Genomic DNA, 17,984 nt, shown 5'->3' with positions numbered 1-17,984 from the left:
AATCAGCGCGAAGCGGCGACGATCAGCGCCTTCATCTCCGCCACCGCCGCCTTGAAGCCGACAAACAGTGCATGGGCCACCAGCGCATGGCCGATGTTCAGCTCGTTGATGCCCTTGATTGCCGCCACCGCCTCGACGTTGTGGTAGTGCAGGCCATGACCGGCATTGACGATCAGGCCCTGGCCAACACCAAACGCCACGCCATCGACGATGCGCTTGAGCTCCTCGGCGACCTCGGTCGGCGTCTCGGCATCGGCATAGCGGCCGGTGTGCAGCTCGATAGCCGGCGCACCGACCCGGCGCGAAGCTTCGATCTGCCGCTCGTCGGCATCGATGAACAGCGACACTTCGGCGCCGGTGCGCGACAGACGCTCGACCGCCGCCTTGATCCGCGCCTCCTGGCCGGCCACATCGAGGCCGCCTTCGGTGGTCAGCTCCTGGCGGGTTTCCGGCACCAGGCAGATATGCGCCGGGCGGATCTTCTCGGCGAAGGCCATCATCTCCTCGGTGACGCCCATCTCGAAGTTCATGCGGGTCTGCAGCACGTCCTTGAGCAGCAGCACATCGCGCTCCTGAATATGCCGGCGGTCTTCGCGCAGGTGCACGGTGATGCCATCGGCACCCGCTTCCTCGGCGTCCAGGGCGGCCTTGACCGGGTCCGGATAGCGGGTGCCCCGGGCCTGGCGCAGGGTCGCCACGTGGTCGATGTTGACGCCGAGAAGCATGCGGTTGCTGTGAGTCACGAAAGGGCTCTCCTGAAGATTGAGCCCCACAGCATACGTCGTGCTCAGCGCTTGCGAAACAGTTCCCGGCTGACCAGCGGCTTGGGCCCCAGGTGAACCGCCAGGGCCTGGCGCATCAGGCGCTTGGCGGCGAGCAACGCACCAGGCGCTTCCCAGTCGGCCTGGGCCAGGGCCAGCAGTTCGCTGCCCTTGAACAGCCCGGGCTGGAACAGCTCGACGCGCTCCAGGCCGGCGTCAACCTGCAGGCGATAGAGCCCTTCGGCGACGACGGCAGTGTCGTTGACGTCATGATCCAGGGCGAAGGCATAGCCCAGCTCGTCCAGCAGGCGCCATTCGAAGGAGCGCAGCAACGGCTCCAGCGGCCGCCCGGCGGCCAGGGCCTGCAAGGTCAGGGTGTAGTGCTCGAACAACGCCGGATGCGGCGCCTCGGCGGGCAGCAGGCGCATCAACAGCTCGTTGAGGTAGAGCCCGCTGAACAGCGCATCGCCGTGCAGCCAGGCTGCGATGCCAATGCTGTCCATGCGACCGACGTTCTTCAGTTCGCCGCGCCCGCGCAGTTCGACTTCCAGCGGCACGAACGGCCGCACCAGGCTGCCACCCTTGCCCCGCGCCCGGCGCAGCACCGCCCGCACCCGCCCCAGGGGGGTGAGGAAGTCCACCAGCGCGCTGGTTTCCTTGTAGGCGCGGCTGTGCAGCACGTAGGCGGGTTGGGGGGTGGGTTGGTCCATTCGGATCTCTCGATGCCAGAAATGCCTGTGGGAGCGGGCTTGCCCCGCGATCGCCTTCGCGGGGCAAGCCCGCTCCCACAGGAGCAAAAGCAGGGATTGGGGCTTACAGGTCGCCGTAACCCAGAGAACGCAAGGCGCGCTCGTCGTCGGACCAGCCACCCTTGACCTTCACCCACAGGTTGAGCATGACCTTGGAGTCGAACAGCACTTCCATGTCCTTGCGCGCCTCGGACCCGATGCGTTTGATACGCTCGCCCTTGTCGCCAATGATGATCTTCTTCTGCCCGTCACGCTCGACCAGGATCAGCGCATGGATGTGCAGCACGTGGCCCTGCTGCTTGAACTCCTCGATTTCCACGGTGATCTGGTACGGCAGCTCCGCACCGAGCTGGCGCATGATCTTCTCGCGCACCAGTTCGGCGGCGAGGAAGCGGCTGCTGCGGTCAGTGATCTGGTCTTCCGGGAAGAAGTGCTCGTTTTCCGGCAGGTGCTTGGCGATCTGGGCTTCCAGCGCTTCGAGGTTGTGCCCTTGCTGCGCGGAAATCGGCATCACTTCGGCGTTCGGCAGTTGTTCCTGCAGCCATTGCAGATGCGGGATCAGCTCGGCCTTCTCTTCCATGCGGTCGGTCTTGTTGACCGCGATGATCAACGGGCCGGTCACGTACTGCACCCTCTCCAGCACAAGTTGGTCCTCGTCGGTCCACTTGGTACGGTCGACCACGAAGATCACCACGTCGACATCCTTGAGGGCCGCCGAGGCGTTGCGGTTCATGTAGCGGTTCAGCGCCTTGTCGTTGGCCTTGTGCATGCCGGGGGTGTCGACGTAGATCGCCTGCACGTCACCCTCGGTCTTGATGCCGAGCATGTTGTGGCGGGTGGTCTGCGGCTTGCGCGAGGTGATCGCCAGCTTCTGGCCGAGGATGTGGTTGAGCAGCGTGGACTTGCCCACGTTGGGGCGACCGACGATGGCGACATAGCCGCAGCGGGTCGAAGTATTCTCAGTCATTGCCATTCTCCACGCCCAGGGCGATCAATGCGGCGGCGGCGGCGACCTGCTCGGCGATACGCCGGCTCACGCCCTGGCCACGGCTTTTCTTGTTCAGCAGGACCACTTCGCATTCGACGAAGAAGGTCCGGCAGTGCGGTTCGCCCTGGATATCCACCACTTCGTAACGTGGCAACTCGCAGGCACGCGACTGCAGGAACTCCTGCAGGCGGGTCTTGGGGTCCTTGTTGGTGTCGACCAGGGTCAGCCCATCGAACTCGTCGGTCAGCCAGGCGAGGATCCGCTCGCGGGCGGTCTGCATGTCGGCGTCCTGGTAGATCGCCCCGATCAGGGCCTCGAGGGCGTCGGCAAGAATTGACTCGCGACGGAAACCTCCGCTTTTCAGCTCACCCGAGCCCAGGCGCAGGTACTCGCCCAGGTCGAAGCCGCGGGCCAGCCGCGCCAGGGTCTCGCCCTTGACCAGGCGTGCGCGCAGGCGCGACAACTGGCCTTCACGGGCCTGCGGGAAGCGCTCGAACAGCGCCTCGCCGACCACGAAGTTGAGGATGGCATCGCCAAGGAACTCCAGGCGCTCGTTATTGCGCCCGGCGTAGCTGCGATGGGTCAGGGCCAGCAGCATCTGGTCCTGGTTCTTGAAGGTGTAGCCGAGCTTGCGCTCCAGGCGGGCCAGGGAAGCGCTCATGGGGCCACCCGTGCAATGTTCAACGCGTTGTTCAAATCAACATCCTGAAAGACGGTTTGACTGCGGTCTGTCGCCGGAACCGACGAAAGCTCTCGCTCCTTGAGAACACAGCCTATGTCAGAAATGCAATCGGCGCTGTCCGTGGACAGCGCCGTCGTTACTCAATGGATCAGCCCGACCCGCGACAGATTCGGGAAGTGGCTGAGCTTTGGCTCGGGCCAGCTCATCCAGACCGCGAACGCCTTGCCGACGATATTGTGGTCCGGAACCATGCCGTGCAGCTCCTTGGGAATGTTCGGATCATCCCAGAAGCGGCTGTCGTTGGAGTTGTCGCGGTTGTCGCCCATCATGAAGTAATGACCGGCCGGCACGGTCCATTGCTGGTCCGGCGGCATGCGGTAGCGGGTCATTTCCTTGCGGATCAGGTGCTCGGCTTCACCGAGCTTCTCCTTGTACAGCTCGGCGCTGCCCAGGGTGCCCGGCTCGCTGCCGACCAGTTGCTCGGCGATCGACTGGCCGTTGACGAACAGTCGCTTGTCGCTGGTGTAGCGCACCACGTCACCCGGCAGGCCGACCACACGCTTGATGTAGTTGACATTGGGGTCGCTCGGGTAGCGGAACACCATCACATCCCCGCGTTGCGGATCGCCCACCTCGATGACCTTCTTGTCGATCACTGGCAGCCGAATACCGTAGGAGAACTTGTTCACCAGGATGAAGTCGCCCACTTCCAGCGTCGGCTTCATCGACCCCGACGGGATCTGGAACGGCTCGACCAGGAACGAACGCAGCACCAGCACGATGAACAGCACCGGGAAGAACGACTTGCCGTATTCGACGAGCAAGGGCTCCTTGTTCAGGCGTTCGACCACGGCCATTTCGGGCTGGCTGACGCTGCCCTGGTAGTTGGCGATCGCCGCCCGCCGGCGCGGGGCCAGGAACAGCAGGTCGATCAGACCCAACAGACCGCAGACGGCGACGGCGATGACGAGCAACAGCGGGAAATTTAGCGACATAGGACCTAGCTATCCAACCTGAGCACGGCAAGGAAGGCTTCCTGTGGAATCTCCACGTTACCCACCTGCTTCATGCGTTTCTTACCGGCCTTCTGCTTCTCCAGCAGCTTCTTCTTACGGCTGACATCGCCACCGTAGCACTTGGCCAGTACGTTCTTTCTGAGCGCCTTGACGGTTGTCCGCGCGATGATCTGGCCGCCGATAGCTGCCTGGATCGCCACATCGAACATCTGCCGAGGGATCAGTTCCTTCATCTTTTCGGTCAACGCGCGGCCTTTGTAGGCGGCGTTGTCGCGGTGCACGATCAGGGCCAGGGCATCGACCTTGTCGCCGTTGATCAGTACGTCCAGCTTGACCAGGTTGGCCGACTGGTAGCGGTCGAAATGGTAGTCCAGCGACGCATAGCCGCGGCTGGTCGACTTCAGGCGGTCGAAGAAGTCCAGCACCACTTCGTTCATCGGCAGGTCGTAGCGCACCTGGACCTGGCTGCCGAGGAACTGCATGTCGCGCTGCACGCCACGCTTCTCGATACACAAGGTGATGACGTTGCCCAGGTGCTCCTGCGGCACCAGGATGGTCGCGGTGACGATCGGCTCACGGAAGTCGTTGACCGCCGAGACGTCCGGCAGCTTCGACGGGTTGTCGACAGTGATGGTTTCGCCGGTCTTGAGTTCGAGCTCGTAGATCACGCTGGGCGCCGTGGTGATCAGGTCCAGGTCGTACTCGCGCTCCAGGCGCTCCTGGATGATCTCCATGTGCAGCATGCCGAGGAAGCCGCAACGGAAGCCGAAGCCCAGGGCGTCGGAGCTTTCCGGCATGTACTGCAGCGACGAATCGTTCAAGGTCAGCTTCTGCAGGGCGTCGCGGAAGTCCTCGAAGTCGTCGGAACTGACCGGGAACAGGCCAGCGTAGACCTGCGGCTGAATCTTCTTGAAGCCTGGCAGCACTTCGACTTCAGGGGTGTTGGACAGGGTCAGGGTGTCACCCACCGGGGCGCCATGAATGTCCTTGATACTGGCGATGATGAAGCCCACTTCACCGGCTTTCAGATCAGCGGTCTGGGTGTGCTTGGGCGTGAACACGCCGACGCTGTCGACCAGGTGCACCTTGCCGGTGGACTTGACCAGGATCTTGTCGCCCTTCTTGACGCGGCCGTGGCGCACGCGCACCAACGAGACCACGCCCAGGTAGTTGTCGAACCAGGAGTCGATGATCAGCGCCTGCAACGGCGCGTCGATATCGCCTTCCGGCGCGGGGATGGTCTGCACGAGGCGCTCGAGCACCTCGTCGACGCCCATGCCGCTCTTGGCGCTGCAGGCCACGGCGTCGGTGGCGTCGATACCGATGATCTTCTCGATCTCGTCCTTGACGCGGTCCGGATCGGCCTGGGGAAGGTCCATCTTGTTCAGGACCGGCATCACCTCCAGGCCCTGCTCGATGGCGGTATAGCAGTTGGCCACCGATTGGGCCTCGACGCCTTGACCGGCGTCCACCACCAGCAGCGCACCCTCGCAGGCGGCCAGCGAGCGCGAGACTTCATAGGTGAAGTCGACGTGGCCGGGGGTGTCGATGAAGTTCAGCTGGTAGACCTTGCCGTCCTGCGCCTTGTAGTTGAGCGTGACGCTGTGGGCCTTGATGGTGATCCCGCGCTCGCGCTCGAGGTCCATGGAGTCCAGGACCTGGGCTTCCATTTCGCGCGCCGACAGGCCACCGCACATCTGGATGAAACGGTCGGCCAGCGTCGACTTGCCATGGTCGATGTGGGCGATGATGGAGAAATTGCGGATATGACTCAAATCACTCACGGGTCAACACTCGAAAAGGCTGCGAGCCGGACGCCCGCCGAAAAATAGCCGGGAATTGTACCTCAAGCCGGAGGGATATGGGAGAACCCTTGTCACCTGCCTATCGGTTTAGCGTGGGAGCGGGCTTGCCCCGCGATGGCGTCCGATCAGCTGAAAATGTTGCCTGATCGAGCCTCATCGCGGGGCAAGCCCGCTCCCACGCAGGACCATCAAGCCTGCTGCTCATGAAAAAGGGCAGCCGAAGCTGCCCTTTACCTACCGCACCACCCGCTTATTCAGCCAGTTTGAAGGTGATGAAGCTGGCACGCCCCTGTCGCAGCACGCGCATGGACACCGAACGGTTCTTCGGCAGTTCCTTGGCGATCTCGGTGAACTGCTTGGCCGAGGCGATGGCCTGGTTGTTCAGGTGGCTGATGACATCGCCCGGACGCAGGCCGATCATGGCCGCCGGACCATCCTGGACTTCCTTGATGACCACGCCGCCCTTGAGCTCCAGCGACTTCTTCTGCTCGGCGGTCAGGTCGGACACGGACACACCCAGGCGGTTGCTGCTGCGCTCTGCGCTGCCATCGGCACCCGCGCCCAGGCCGATGTCGGCGTCATCCTCGGGCAATGCGCCAATGGTGACGTCCAGGTTCTGGCGCTTGCCATTGCGGATGATCTCCAGCTTGGCCTTCTCGCCGTCCTTGAGGCTGCCGACCAGGTGCGGCAGGTCGGCGGACATGACGATCGGCTGGCCGTTCATGCTCAGGATCACGTCGCCCACCTGCAGGCCGCCCTTGGCTGCCGGGCCGTTTTCCAGGACCTGGGCGACCAGGGCGCCGGCCGGCTTGTCCAGGCCGAAGGATTCAGCGAGGTCCTTGTTGACCTCCTGGATCACCACGCCCAGCCAGCCACGGCTGACCTTGCCGTCTTTTTTCAACTGGTTCGACACATCGATGGCGACGTCGATCGGGATGGCGAACGACAGGCCCATGAAGCCACCGGAACGGGTGAAGATCTGCGAGTTGATACCCACCACCTCGCCCTTCATGTTGAACAGCGGACCACCAGAGTTACCCGGGTTGATCGCCACGTCGGTCTGGATGAACGGCACATAGGTGTCGTTGGGCAGCGTACGGCCCTTGGCGCTGACGATCCCTTTGGTCACCGAATGGTCGAAGCCGAACGGCGAGCCGATGGCCAGCACCCACTCACCGACCTTGAGTTTCTCCGAGTCACCCAGCTTGACGGTCGGCAGGTTCTTGCCCTCGACCTTGAGCAGGGCCACGTCAGTACGTGGGTCGGTGCCCACCAGCTTAGCCTGCAATTCACTGCGGTCGGACAGGCGGACGATGATCTCGTCAGCGTCTGCGACCACATGATTGTTGGTCAGCACATAACCGTCACTGGAGATGATGAAGCCCGAACCCAGCGACTGCGCCTCGCGCTGGCGATCGCCACGAGGCGAACGCGGCTGCTGCGGCATGTTGCGCTCGAAGAACTCGCGGAACATCGGCGGCAGGCCTTCGAGGTCCGGCATCTGCCCGGCGGCGACGCGACGGTCCGGCAGTTTCTGCTTGGTGCTGATGTTGACCACCGCCGGCGAGGCCTGCTCGACCAAGGTGGTGAAGTCCGGCAGGGACTCTTCGGCCTGGGCGCTGAGCACCTGGCCAAGCATGAGCACGGCGGCGAACATCGATAGGTAGGTTTTCAAGCGTGGTATTGACATACGGCTCCCGTCACAACGAGCGTAGTTAGCAGTAAGGTTCCCGCAGACGCAGGAAAGGCCAGACTCCGAGAAGCCTGACCTATAGAAAATTTGCGGCAGGATTGCAAATGACAATGCCTTAATTTCATGTCAGCTCTGTGTAACAAGAACTGTCAGAGGGCGCGCCGTCATTGGCGCGCCTGGGCATCCTGGGCCCGCATCGACAGGGCGACACGCTCGGCGGTACCCAGCGGGATCTCGCCGACCACAGTGACCATCACCTTGCCCTTGGGCGTTGTAAGGCGCCGCGACACCGCGACGGTGGGACCGAGCTGGGCACGGGTATCGACACCAGCCTCGTTGCCGATCGGCTCGAGGAACACCGAAAAACGGGCCAGGCCATCGTCATACATGAGACTGCTGACTGTATTCTTGCGCTCCGAATCGCGGCGGACCGAGCTGTTGACCAGCTCGAACCCTGGCGGCAGCCAGTCCGAACGCCACCCGACGACGGTTTCGGCGGTGCCGGACTGCGTGCGCTCAACTGGCTTGCAACTGGCGCTGGCGGCCAGTTCGGCGTCGGTTGGCGCAGCATCAGTGTCAAGGCGGGTCATCTGGAAGCGCTCGAGCAACTGGCCCTTGTCGTTGAGCATCAACGAGCGCAGGGGCAGGCCGGTGCGGCGGTCCAGATGCAATTCGAAAGCATAACGATGCTGGTCACGCGGTGTGAGCGCGACAATCACCGCATCGCGCCCGGCGACGCGTGACTTGCCTGACACGCTCAGGTCGTACCAGCTCATCAGCTTCAGGGGGTCGAGCACCCGCAGGGCGCTGTCCGGTGGTGTGCCCACGCTACTGGCAAGGTTGCCACTGACGCATTGCACCTTGCCGTCGACCCGCACGATTTCCTGGGCCGAGCCATCGAGTTGCAACAGCCGCTCGCTGACCTTGCCGTCCTGGACGCGATGCCAGATGTCATGGGATGAGAAGCTGCCGTTGCGTTCGTAGACGAAGGATCCCTGGTAACTCTGCTGCTGCTCGGCCCGTGCCAGCTTGTTCAACCACTCGCTCGCCTCGGGCGAGGAGTTGGCGGCCAGGGCCTGCACCGTCAGGCTGCTGCCAAGCAGCAGCGACAGGAGAGGTAGCGCGCGCATGATCCTCCTTAACTTAGCGGTTTTCCAGGCTGGCAGCGCGGGCGTAAGGCAGCGCGGTCTCGTTGCCCTTCAGCGCGGACTCCTGGGCGTGCTGGCGCAGGTAGCCCGGCAAGCGTTGATCCCAGCCGGCCTGGTTCTGCAGCACACCGTTGGCCATTGGCCCGGTCGGTTGCTCGTTGCTTTCACTATAGCCTGCCAAAACGGCCGGACCTTGCGCCTGCGGCATGCTCAGCCCCTGCTGGGCAGGCTGCTGGGCGGCCAGTTCGGCACCGCTGATCTCGTCCTGGTTGTAGAAGCGCACACCGGCCAGCACGGCAACGGTCACCGATGCGGCCACGGCCAGGCGACCGAGGCTGCGCCAAGGGCCCTGCTTGACCTTGGCCGGCACGGCCTCATCGGCCAGCGCTGCGGAAACCGCCGAGGCGATGTCCAACTTGGGCAGCAGCAGCTCTTTGTGCATGGCTGCGCGAGCAATCTGGTAACGCGACCAGGTAGCACGGGTTTCGGCATCGTCGACGGCATTCAGCACGCGACGCAGTTCCAGTTCGTCCGCTTCGTTATCCATCACCGCGGACAGCGATTCCTGCAAAGCTTCACGACTCATGGCGGTTCCTCTCTTGGCTGTCGCCGCTGTCTCAGGTTTCCTGCAACAAGGGTTGCAGGGCTTTGTCTATGGCCTCCCGAGCGCGGAAGATTCGAGAGCGCACGGTACCCACTGGACATTGCATGACGCTGGCAATGTCCTCGTAACTCAATCCATCGAACTCACGCAGGGTCAGCGCCGTACGCAAATCTTCCGGCAGTTGCTGGATGGTTCGATGGACGGTGCCTTCGATTTCATCCCGCAACAACGAGCGCTCTGGGGACTCGAGATCCTTGAGACCATGATCGCCGTCATAGAACTCCGCATCCTCGGAGCTCACATCACTGTCTGGTGGCCGCCTTCCGCGGGACACCAGGTAGTTCTTCGCCGTGTTGATGGCGATGCGGTAAAGCCACGTATAGAACGCACTGTCACCGCGAAAATTCCCAAGCGCACGGTATGCCTTGATGAAGGCTTCCTGCGCCACGTCCTGCGCCTCATGGGTGTCGTGTACGAAACGCACGATCAACCCGAGAATCTTGTGCTGATACTTCAGCACCAACAGATCGAAAGCTCGCCTGTCGCCACGCTGCACGCGCTCTACAAGCTGCTGATCCTCTTCCTGGGTTAGCATGAACACTCCTCAGTGATCTCGAAGGAGCGCTGCATCAGCCATCGTTCAGGCTTGCAACCATAGACTCGGGCTTTGCGCAAAAGTTCTCCCCTCCAAGCAAGTTTCCTGCGGCCCTTGGTCGGCTCGCACGAAAGACGCAGCGCGGTCACGGCCGGCTGCGTCGATATTCTGGTTTCGTTACGCAGGTGTCAGCCCAAGATAGAGCTGCCGCCTTGCGTCGCCGCGGCAATCTGTGGCGTACGGGCAGCCTTTATAGGATTTCCAGGGGTATCGGAAAGTTCCCATAAAGATCGCCAGCCACCCGTATGCACCATTGGAAATCAGGCGCCCGGGGCTGCTATAAAGGCATCCCGGCCAGGTTTCACGATAGTTTCACAGTGCCATCTGCGCTCGACTATTGTGCCGTGCCCCCTCCAAAGATTACTAGTGTCCCGACATGAGCCAACAATTCCAACATGATGTCTTGGTGATCGGCAGCGGTGCCGCCGGTCTCAGCCTGGCACTGAACCTTCCCCGCCACCTGCGCATCGCCGTACTGAGCAAGGGCGACCTGGCCAACGGCTCGACCTTCTGGGCCCAGGGCGGCGTTGCCGCGGTGCTTGACGATACCGACACCGTACAGTCCCATGTCGAGGACACCCTTAACGCCGGTGGCGGGCTGTGCCACGAAGATGCCGTGCGCTTCACCGTCGAGCACAGCCGCGAGGCCATCCAGTGGCTGATCGAACAAGGCGTGCCATTCACCCGCGACGAGCACTACAGCGTCGACGACGGCGGCTTCGAGTTCCACCTGACCCGTGAGGGCGGTCACAGCCACCGGCGCATCATCCATGCCGCCGACGCCACGGGCGCGGCGATCTTTACCACCCTGCTGGAACAGGCCAGGCAACGCGCGAACATCGAACTGCTCGAACAGCGCGTGGCCGTCGACCTGATCACCGAGCGCCGCCTGGGCCTGGACGGCGACCGCTGCCTAGGCGCCTACGTGCTTAATCGCAACTCCGGGGAGGTGGACACCTTCGGCGCGCGCTTCACCGTGCTGGCCACCGGCGGCGCGGCCAAGGTCTACCTGTATACCAGCAACCCAGACGGCGCCTGCGGCGACGGCATCGCCATGGCCTGGCGCGCCGGATGCCGGGTGGCAAACCTTGAGTTCAACCAGTTCCACCCGACCTGCCTGTACCATCCGCAGGCCAAGAGTTTCCTGATCACCGAGGCACTGCGCGGCGAGGGTGCCCTGCTGCGCCTGCCCAATGGCGAGCGCTTCATGCCGCGCTTCGATCCACGCGAAGAGCTGGCGCCACGGGACATCGTCGCCCGCGCCATCGACCACGAGATGAAGCGCCTCGGGGTGGACTGTGTCTACCTCGACATCAGCCACAAGCCGGCCGACTTCATCACCAGCCACTTCCCGACAGTGTACGAGCGCTGCCTGACCTTCGGCATCGACATCACCCGCCAGCCGATTCCGGTGGTGCCCGCAGCCCACTACACCTGCGGTGGGGTAATGATCGACGAGCACGGTCACACCGACGTGCCCGGCCTGTATGCCATCGGCGAGACCAGCTTCACCGGCCTGCACGGCGCCAACCGCATGGCCAGCAACTCGCTGCTCGAATGCTTTGTCTACGGTCGCGCCGCCGCCGCCGACATCGAGGCGCGCCTGGACCAGGTCGCCATGCCCCGCGCCCTGCCTTGCTGGGACGCAAGCCAAGTGACCGACTCGGACGAGGACGTGATCATCGCGCACAACTGGGACGAGCTGCGGCGGTTCATGTGGGACTATGTCGGCATCGTGCGCACCAGCAAGCGCCTTCAGCGCGCCGAACACCGGGTGCGCATGCTGCTGGACGAGATCGACGAGTTCTACAGCAACTACAAGGTCAGCCGCGACCTGATCGAGCTGCGCAACCTGGCGCAGGTGGCCGAGCTGATGATCCGCTCGGCCATGCAACGCAAGGAAAGCCGAGGCCTGCACTACACCCTGGACTATCCGGGGATGCTGCCCGAAGCCCGGGACACCATTCTGGTGCCGCAGAACCACGAGTGAGGTTGCAGTCTGCGCGCTCCTACAGGGGCATGCGCCAGATCACACGAGCGTCGGGTCGATCACCAGCACCAGCTTGCCGGATACCTGGTTGCTCGCCAGCTCCGCATAAGCCGCCTCGGCGAAGGCTACCGGGTAGGTGTCGACCAACTGTGGCGACAGGCGTCCCTCGGCGAAAAGCGGCCACACGTGCTGACGCAGCTCCTGTAACAACTGCGCCTTGAACGCGTCATCGCGATTGCGCAAGGTCGAACCGGTGATTTCCAGGCGCTTGCCCAGCACCAGCGCCAGGTCCAGCTCGACCTTGCGCCCGCCCATCAGGCCGATGATCACCCAGCGCCCGTCACGCGCCAGCAGCTTGAGGTTGAGCGGGCCATAGCTGGCGCCCACCGGGTCGAGGATCACATCGAACGGCCCGAGCTGTTCCAGATCATCGAGATTGCCATTGCGTACCACGCCGCCCACGGCGCCGAGGGACTGACAATAGGCCAGGCGCTGCGGCGACCCGACACTGACCCACACCGGGTTGCCGAACGCCTTGCACAGCTGGATGGCTGCAGAACCCACGCCACTGGCACCGGCATGCACCAGCACTTTCTCACCGGCTTTCAATGCACCCAGCTGGAAGATGTTCAGCCAAGCCGTGGCGTACACCTCGGGCACAGCCGCCGCCTCGTGCAGGCTCAGGCCTTCGGGCACCGGCAGCACGTGCCGGGCGTCGACCACGACTTCCTCGGCCATGCCGCCACCGGCCAGCAACGCGCATACCCGGTCGCCCACGCGCCAGTCGGCGCCGGCCCCGACCTGCTCGACGATCCCTGAGCATTCCAGGCCCATATAAGGGCTGGCCTCGGGCGGCGGCGGGTACAGCCCGGCCCGCTGCAGCAGGTCGGCGCGGTTCAACCCGGCGGCGGCTACGCGAATACGCACCTGCCCGGCATCACAGGCCGGGCGCTCGGCCTCAACCCACGCCACATGTCCGTCAACGCCTTGCAATGCCTTCACAGTGCCTCCATAGTTGAATCATATGACCGAGCCTGGGAACGCCAAGTCCCAGGCTTTTTGCAGTATGCGTCCGGCTCCGATGGAACCGGCGAACGGAAAAGACGGCCTACTATGCGTGATCAATTGCCTCCACGTCGAATCAGCATGAAGCATTTCCTCCCCAGCACCGCCCTCGCCCTCATGATCGGCCTGGGCAGCCTCACGCTCGGTGGCAATGCGGCCGCCGCCAACAAGTGGGACAGCCTGCAGCCGGACCGCGACGAGGTCGTGGCCAGTCTCAACATCGTCGAGCTGCTCAAGCGCCACCACTACAGCAAGCCACCGCTGGACGACGCCCGTTCGGTCATCATCTACGACAGCTACATCAAGCTGCTCGACCCGTCGCGCAGCTACTTCACCGCAGCCGACATCGCCGAATTCGACAAATGGAAGACCCAGTTCGACGACTTCCTCAAGAGCGGCAACCTCGAACCTGGCTTCACTATCTACAAGCGCTACCTGGACCGCGTGAAGCAGCGTCTGGACTATGCCTTGGGCGAGTTGAACAAAGGCGTCGACAAGATCGACTTCAGCGTCAAGGAAGACCTGCTGGTCGACCGCAAGGACGCGCCGTGGATGAAGAACCAGGCCGAGCTCGACGAGCTGTGGCGCAAGCGCGTGAAAGACGAGGTGCTGCGCCAGAAGATCTCCGGCAAGGAGCTCAAACAGGTTCAGGAAACCCTGATCAAGCGCTACAAGAACCAGTTGGCGCGCCTGGACCAGACTCGCGCGGAAGACATCTTCCAGGCTTACATCAATACCTTCGCCCAGTCCTACGACCCACACACCAACTACCTGTCGCCGGACAACGCCGAAAACTTCGACATCAACATGAGCCTGTCGCTCGAAGGCATCGGCGCGGTGCTGCAGAGCGACAACGACCAAGTCAAGATCGTGCGCCTGGTGCCGGCAGGCCCTGCCGCCAAGACCAAGCAGGTCGCCCCGGCCGACAAGATCGTCGGCGTGGCCCAGGGCAACAAGGAGATGGTCGACGTGGTCGGCTGGCGCCTGGATGAAGTGGTCAAGCTGATCCGCGGCCCGAAAGGCTCGGTGGTACGCCTGGAGGTCATTCCGGCCAGCAACGCGCCGAACGATCAGACCAGCAAGATCGTCTCGATCACCCGCGAAGCGGTCAAGCTCGAAGAGCAGGCGGCGAAAAAGTCGGTGCTCAAGCTCAAGCAGGACGGGCGTGACTACAAGCTGGGGATCATCGAGATCCCGGCCTTCTACCTGGACTTCAAGGCCTATCGCGCTGGCGATCCGGACTACAAGAGCACAACCCGCGACGTGAAGAAGCTGCTCACCGAGCTGCAGAAGGAAAAGGTCGACGGCGTGGTCATCGACCTGCGCAACAACGGTGGCGGCTCGCTGCAGGAAGCCACCGAGCTGACCAGCCTGTTCATCGAGAAAGGCCCGACCGTGCTGGTGCGCAACGCCGACGGCCGTGTCGACGTGCTCGAGGACGAGAATCCGGGCGCCTTCTACAAAGGCCCGCTGGCGCTGCTGGTCAACCGCCTGTCGGCCTCGGCGTCGGAAATCTTTGCCGGTGCCATGCAGGACTACCACCGCGCGCTGATCATTGGCGGCCAGACCTTCGGCAAGGGCACCGTGCAAACCATCCAGCCGCTCAACCACGGCGAGCTCAAGCTGACCCTGGCCAAGTTCTACCGGGTTTCCGGGCAGAGCACCCAGCACCAGGGCGTACTGCCGGACATCGCCTATCCGTCGATCATCGACACCAAGGAAATCGGCGAAAGCGCGCTCCCCGAGGCCATGCCGTGGGACACCATCCGCCCGGTGGTCAAGCCGGCCTCCGATCCGTTCAAGCCGTTCCTGGCCCAGCTCAAGGCGCAGCATGACGCGCGCAGCGACAAGGATGCCGAGTTCGTCTACATCCGCGACCGCCTGGCGCTGACCCAGAAGCTGATGAACGAGAAGACCGTCAGCCTCAACGAGCAGCAGCGTCGCGCCCGCCACGACGAGATCGAGTCCAAGCAGCTGACGCTGGAGAACATCCGCCGCAAAGCCAAGGGCGAAGAACCGCTGAAGGAGTTGAAGAAGGAAGACGAGGACGCCCTGCCCGCCGAGCCGGACGACACCAAGCCCGAGGACGATGCCTACCTGTCCGAGACCGGTCGTATCCTGCTCGACTACCTGAGCCTCAGCACGTCGGTGGCCAAGCACTGAAGTGATGGCGAAATAATGTGACCTGTCATCAAACAGTCATTGGACTGTCGTGAAATGGAAGGGCCGGACGTGCAAGCGTCCGGCCTTTTTCACTTCAGGAAGCAGTCCATGACCGTCACCGAACAGCTCAGCGCCTTGAGCGCCATCCTGGCTCAACGCAGTATCCACTGTCTGTTCCAACCCATCGTCTGCCTGTCTGAAAGGCGCATCCTCGGCTATGAGGCCCTGAGCCGCGGCCCGTCCAACAGCCCGCTGCACTCGCCGCTGAACCTCTTCGCCATCGCCCGCCAGGCCGGTCGCCTCGCCGAACTGGAGGTGCTGTGCAGTGAAACCGCCTGCCGCCGTTTCAGCGAGCTGAACCTGCCGGGCCAGTTGTTCCTCAACGTCTCCCCCGAATCCCTGGTCGAGCCCGACTACCCGTCCGGGCGCACCCTGAAAATGCTCGAACAGGTCGGCCTGGCGCCGAGCCGGGTAGTCATCGAGCTGACCGAGCAGACGCCTACCGAAGATTTCCAGCTGCTGTACAACGCCCTGCACCACTACCGCGACATGGGTTTCTCCATTGCCCTGGACGATCTGGGCGCCGGTTACTCGAGCCTGCGCCTGTGGTCGGAGCTGCGCCCGGACTATGTGAAGATCGACCGTCATTTCATCGATGGCATCCACCAGGACCCGCTCAAGCGCGAGTTCGTCGGCTCTATCCTGCAGATCGCCCGGGCCTCCCGCGCTCAGGTGATCGCCGAGGGCATCGAACTGGCCGAGGAACTGACAGTGCTGGGCGAGATGGGGGTGTTCCTGGTCCAGGGCTACCTGCTTGGCCGCCCCCAGGAGTTTCCAGTGGCAGACTACCTAGGCTTGCCACCCCCGGCGCCAGACTCGGTTGTAGCGCTGGGCGAGGACAGCCGCGACCTCAGCGCCCTGCTTCTCCAGCAGCCTTCGGTCACCCTCGATACTGCCACGCAACAGGTACTAGACGCCTTCCGCCGTCAGGCCAACCTCAACTCCCTCGCCGTGCTGGACGAGCAAGGCAGCCCTTGCGGCATCGTCCATCGCCACTCGCTTGCCGATGCCCTGCTCCAACCCTTCGGCACCGACCTGTTCGCGCGCAAGCCGATCAGCCGACTGATGAGCCAAGACTTTCTCGCCGTCGAGCGCGGCCAGTCGCTGCAGCAGGTAAGCCGCCTGCTTACCAGCCGTGCGCGCCAGCGTATCGAGGAAGACTTCATCATTACCCAGAATGGGCGTTACCTGGGGCTTGGTCGGGTGATCGACGTGCTCAAGCTGATCACCGAGCAGAAGATCCAGCAGGCAAGGCACGCCAATCCGCTCACGTTGCTACCGGGCAACGTGCCGATCCAGCAGTGCCTGGCGCGCCTGTTGCTGCAGCGACGCGAGGCCGCCGTGTGCTACGTGGACATCGACAGCTTCAAGCCTTTCAACGATATCTATGGCTATGCCCGTGGCGATGAAGTGCTGTTGTGCCTGGCCCAGTGCCTGAACGACTGCGTCGACCCGAGCCGGGATTTCGTCGGCCATATCGGCGGCGACGACTTCATGCTGGTGCTGGGCTCGGCGGACTGGCGCGAACGTCTGCAATTGCTGCTGGAGACCTTTGGCCGGCAATGCCGACGCTTCTACCGCAGCGATCACCTTGAGGCAGGTTGCTTCATCGCTCATAACCGCCAAGGGCAGCGGGAGACCTTCGCCTTGCTGTCGCTGTCAATCGGCGTGGTCTGGCTGGAGCCCGGCAGCAGCGACGGGCTGGATGCCGGTCAATTGGCCGAGCTTGCCTCCCAGGCCAAGCGTCAAGCCAAGGATGACGGTGGCTCAGGGCTGAGCCTGATCGATACAACCGTGCTGAGTTAAACCTGGGGACCGCTGTGCGGTCCTTTCGCCGGCAAATCCGCTTCCACAACCAAGCCTACAGCCACGATTTCAGGCCTCTTCCGGATAGCGATACTCGAACACCCGCACCACTTCAGAGGCATGCCAGGACGCCGCCTCCATGCCATCCACCGGTCCGGAAAACCGTCCCAGGCGCTCGACGCACTCGAAGAAGCCGGTGCGCGGCAGGCGGCTGGCCCCCTGGCTGATCACCAGCGAACTGCGCAGTGGCTGCTCGGCGCGGGCGTCAAGCGCCGCCAGGTATTCAAGCGCCGCGGTCAGGGTCTGCATCGCCGGACTGGGCAATTGCAGGCGCTCAAGCAGCGCACGGTACGTGAGCAGGTGGCGTTGACGGCGGGCCAGGTCGAGCTCGGTCAGCAGGCTCTGCCATTGCTGACGGCTGATCCTGACCTGGCTCATGACGGCTCGCTCCAGCCGGCCACGCCAAGGTGCCAGGCCAGGCTGCGCAGGATCGCAGCGTCCGGGCGGCGCTCCCCGGACTCGATCATCGCCAGGTAGGCCGGGCTGATGCCGACGCTGCGTGCCAGTTGCTCCGGCGCCAGGCCCTTGGCCTGACGCAAGGACGCCAGCTGGTCCAAGGAGGACAAGCTGGCGCTTGGTTGAGTGCTCTCGTTGTAACTGGCTGAGTCGGGAGCCGCGGCCGGCGCCTGGCCTGCGGCCGCCAGCAACTTCTGATATTGCTCCCAGGGAACCACTGCGTACTCGGGCTGACCGTCCCGGCTGATGACCTGAATACCCATACAACCCCCTTGACGTTGGA

At 63.5% G+C, this 17,984-nt stretch carries 16 protein-coding genes; 3 read left to right on the top strand and 13 right to left on the bottom strand.

Going from position 1 to position 17,984, the window contains the following annotated elements; genetic code table 11:
* Positions 1-2: 2 nt before the first annotated feature.
* From pdxJ to rpoE, 10 genes are all read right to left on the bottom strand, one after another.
* Entirely contained in the window at positions 3-725 is a 723-nt protein-coding gene (pdxJ, locus tag AC25MA_RS13695; protein ID WP_189656959.1) for a pyridoxine 5'-phosphate synthase, read from the bottom strand.
* A gap of 62 nt (positions 726-787) precedes the next feature.
* The gene (gene recO, locus AC25MA_RS13690) at positions 788-1,471 is read right to left on the bottom strand and encodes a DNA repair protein RecO (RefSeq protein WP_062364196.1); all 684 of its coding nucleotides are present in this window, start codon (positions 1,469-1,471) and stop codon (positions 788-790) included.
* Positions 1,472-1,574: 103 nt separating this feature from the next.
* Positions 1,575-2,477 carry a GTPase Era gene (era, locus tag AC25MA_RS13685; protein WP_028690122.1) on the bottom strand — a complete coding sequence of 301 codons (903 nt, stop codon included), beginning with the start codon at positions 2,475-2,477 and terminating at the stop codon, positions 1,575-1,577.
* The gene (gene rnc, locus AC25MA_RS13680; RefSeq protein WP_028690123.1) at positions 2,470-3,159 is read right to left on the bottom strand and encodes a ribonuclease III; all 690 of its coding nucleotides are present in this window, start codon (positions 3,157-3,159) and stop codon (positions 2,470-2,472) included. The genes era and rnc overlap by 8 nt, the downstream gene beginning before the upstream one ends.
* A 161-nt stretch (positions 3,160-3,320) precedes the next feature.
* A complete protein-coding gene (gene lepB / locus AC25MA_RS13675; RefSeq protein WP_028690124.1) occupies positions 3,321-4,175 on the bottom strand; it encodes a signal peptidase I in 855 nt (284 codons plus the stop codon).
* 5 nt (positions 4,176-4,180) lie between these two features.
* The gene (lepA, locus tag AC25MA_RS13670; RefSeq protein ID WP_028690125.1) at positions 4,181-5,980 is read right to left on the bottom strand and encodes a translation elongation factor 4; all 1,800 of its coding nucleotides are present in this window, start codon (positions 5,978-5,980) and stop codon (positions 4,181-4,183) included.
* A gap of 271 nt (positions 5,981-6,251) precedes the next feature.
* Entirely contained in the window at positions 6,252-7,658 is a 1,407-nt protein-coding gene (locus AC25MA_RS13665) for a DegQ family serine endoprotease (protein WP_371263124.1), read from the bottom strand.
* A 200-nt stretch (positions 7,659-7,858) separates the two neighbouring features.
* Positions 7,859-8,824 (bottom strand): MucB/RseB C-terminal domain-containing protein, encoded by a 966-nt coding sequence (locus AC25MA_RS13660; protein ID WP_486972104.1) that lies wholly within the window; start codon positions 8,822-8,824, stop codon positions 7,859-7,861.
* A gap of 13 nt (positions 8,825-8,837) precedes the next feature.
* On the bottom strand, positions 8,838-9,428 hold the full coding sequence (locus tag AC25MA_RS13655) for a sigma-E factor negative regulatory protein (protein ID WP_028690128.1): 591 nt from the start codon (positions 9,426-9,428) through the stop codon (positions 8,838-8,840).
* 31 nt (positions 9,429-9,459) lie between these two features.
* A complete protein-coding gene (gene rpoE, locus AC25MA_RS13650; protein WP_003252049.1) occupies positions 9,460-10,041 on the bottom strand; it encodes an RNA polymerase sigma factor RpoE/AlgU in 582 nt (193 codons plus the stop codon).
* 436 nt (positions 10,042-10,477) lie between these two features.
* Here rpoE and nadB point away from each other — a divergent pair, with 436 nt between their 5' ends.
* Positions 10,478-12,091 carry an L-aspartate oxidase gene (gene nadB, locus AC25MA_RS13645; RefSeq protein ID WP_028690129.1) on the top strand — a complete coding sequence of 538 codons (1,614 nt, stop codon included), beginning with the start codon at positions 10,478-10,480 and terminating at the stop codon, positions 12,089-12,091.
* A gap of 39 nt (positions 12,092-12,130) precedes the next feature.
* Here nadB and AC25MA_RS13640 read toward each other — a convergent pair whose 3' ends face one another.
* Positions 12,131-13,093, bottom strand: coding sequence for an NAD(P)H-quinone oxidoreductase (locus tag AC25MA_RS13640; protein WP_247284118.1), 963 nt, complete (start codon positions 13,091-13,093; stop codon positions 12,131-12,133).
* A 144-nt stretch (positions 13,094-13,237) separates the two neighbouring features.
* On the opposite strand from AC25MA_RS13640, the gene AC25MA_RS13635 reads away from it, so the two are divergent.
* Both AC25MA_RS13635 and AC25MA_RS13630 read left to right on the top strand, forming a co-directional pair.
* Positions 13,238-15,319: a carboxy terminal-processing peptidase gene (locus tag AC25MA_RS13635; RefSeq protein ID WP_247284117.1), complete on the top strand. Its 2,082-nt coding sequence runs from the start codon at positions 13,238-13,240 to the stop codon at positions 15,317-15,319.
* A gap of 108 nt (positions 15,320-15,427) precedes the next feature.
* Positions 15,428-17,185, top strand: a complete 1,758-nt coding sequence (locus AC25MA_RS13630; protein ID WP_486972103.1) for a bifunctional diguanylate cyclase/phosphodiesterase — start codon at positions 15,428-15,430, stop codon at positions 17,183-17,185.
* Positions 17,186-17,254: 69 nt separating this feature from the next.
* Here the strand turns inward: AC25MA_RS13630 and AC25MA_RS13625 are convergent, their stop codons facing one another.
* A complete protein-coding gene (locus AC25MA_RS13625) occupies positions 17,255-17,623 on the bottom strand; it encodes a hypothetical protein (RefSeq protein ID WP_028690133.1) in 369 nt (122 codons plus the stop codon).
* Positions 17,620-17,964, bottom strand: coding sequence for a helix-turn-helix domain-containing protein (locus tag AC25MA_RS13620; protein ID WP_088852664.1), 345 nt, complete (start codon positions 17,962-17,964; stop codon positions 17,620-17,622). Before AC25MA_RS13620 ends, AC25MA_RS13625 begins: the two co-directional genes overlap by 4 nt.
* Positions 17,965-17,984 lie beyond the last annotated feature (20 nt).

It is taken from the genome of Pseudomonas sp. P65(2024), from assembly GCF_057480955.1.
The sequence above is the reverse complement of the archived record's forward strand: the minus strand, read 5'-3'. Positions and strand labels throughout refer to the sequence as shown.

What these genes read in the sequence shown, in the direction of transcription:
- pdxJ (WP_189656959.1), bottom strand. Translation starts at nt 725, where the DNA reads ATGCTTCTCGGCGTCAACATCGACCACGTGGCGACCCTGCGCCAGGCC.
- recO (WP_062364196.1), bottom strand. Translation starts at nt 1,471, where the DNA reads ATGGACCAACCCACCCCCCAACCCGCCTACGTGCTGCACAGCCGCGCC.
- era (WP_028690122.1), bottom strand. Translation starts at nt 2,477, where the DNA reads ATGACTGAGAATACTTCGACCCGCTGCGGCTATGTCGCCATCGTCGGT.
- rnc (WP_028690123.1), bottom strand. Translation starts at nt 3,159, where the DNA reads ATGAGCGCTTCCCTGGCCCGCCTGGAGCGCAAGCTCGGCTACACCTTC.
- lepB (WP_028690124.1), bottom strand. Translation starts at nt 4,175, where the DNA reads ATGTCGCTAAATTTCCCGCTGTTGCTCGTCATCGCCGTCGCCGTCTGC.
- AC25MA_RS13665 (WP_371263124.1), bottom strand. Translation starts at nt 7,658, where the DNA reads ATGTTCGCCGCCGTGCTCATGCTTGGCCAGGTGCTCAGCGCCCAGGCC.
- AC25MA_RS13660 (WP_486972104.1), bottom strand. Translation starts at nt 8,824, where the DNA reads ATGCGCGCGCTACCTCTCCTGTCGCTGCTGCTTGGCAGCAGCCTGACG.
- AC25MA_RS13655 (WP_028690128.1), bottom strand. Translation starts at nt 9,428, where the DNA reads ATGAGTCGTGAAGCTTTGCAGGAATCGCTGTCCGCGGTGATGGATAAC.
- rpoE (WP_003252049.1), bottom strand. Translation starts at nt 10,041, where the DNA reads ATGCTAACCCAGGAAGAGGATCAGCAGCTTGTAGAGCGCGTGCAGCGT.
- nadB (WP_028690129.1), top strand. Translation starts at nt 10,478, where the DNA reads ATGAGCCAACAATTCCAACATGATGTCTTGGTGATCGGCAGCGGTGCC.
- AC25MA_RS13635 (WP_247284117.1), top strand. Translation starts at nt 13,238, where the DNA reads ATGAAGCATTTCCTCCCCAGCACCGCCCTCGCCCTCATGATCGGCCTG.
- AC25MA_RS13630 (WP_486972103.1), top strand. Translation starts at nt 15,428, where the DNA reads ATGACCGTCACCGAACAGCTCAGCGCCTTGAGCGCCATCCTGGCTCAA.
- AC25MA_RS13625 (WP_028690133.1), bottom strand. Translation starts at nt 17,623, where the DNA reads ATGAGCCAGGTCAGGATCAGCCGTCAGCAATGGCAGAGCCTGCTGACC.
- AC25MA_RS13620 (WP_088852664.1), bottom strand. Translation starts at nt 17,964, where the DNA reads ATGGGTATTCAGGTCATCAGCCGGGACGGTCAGCCCGAGTACGCAGTG.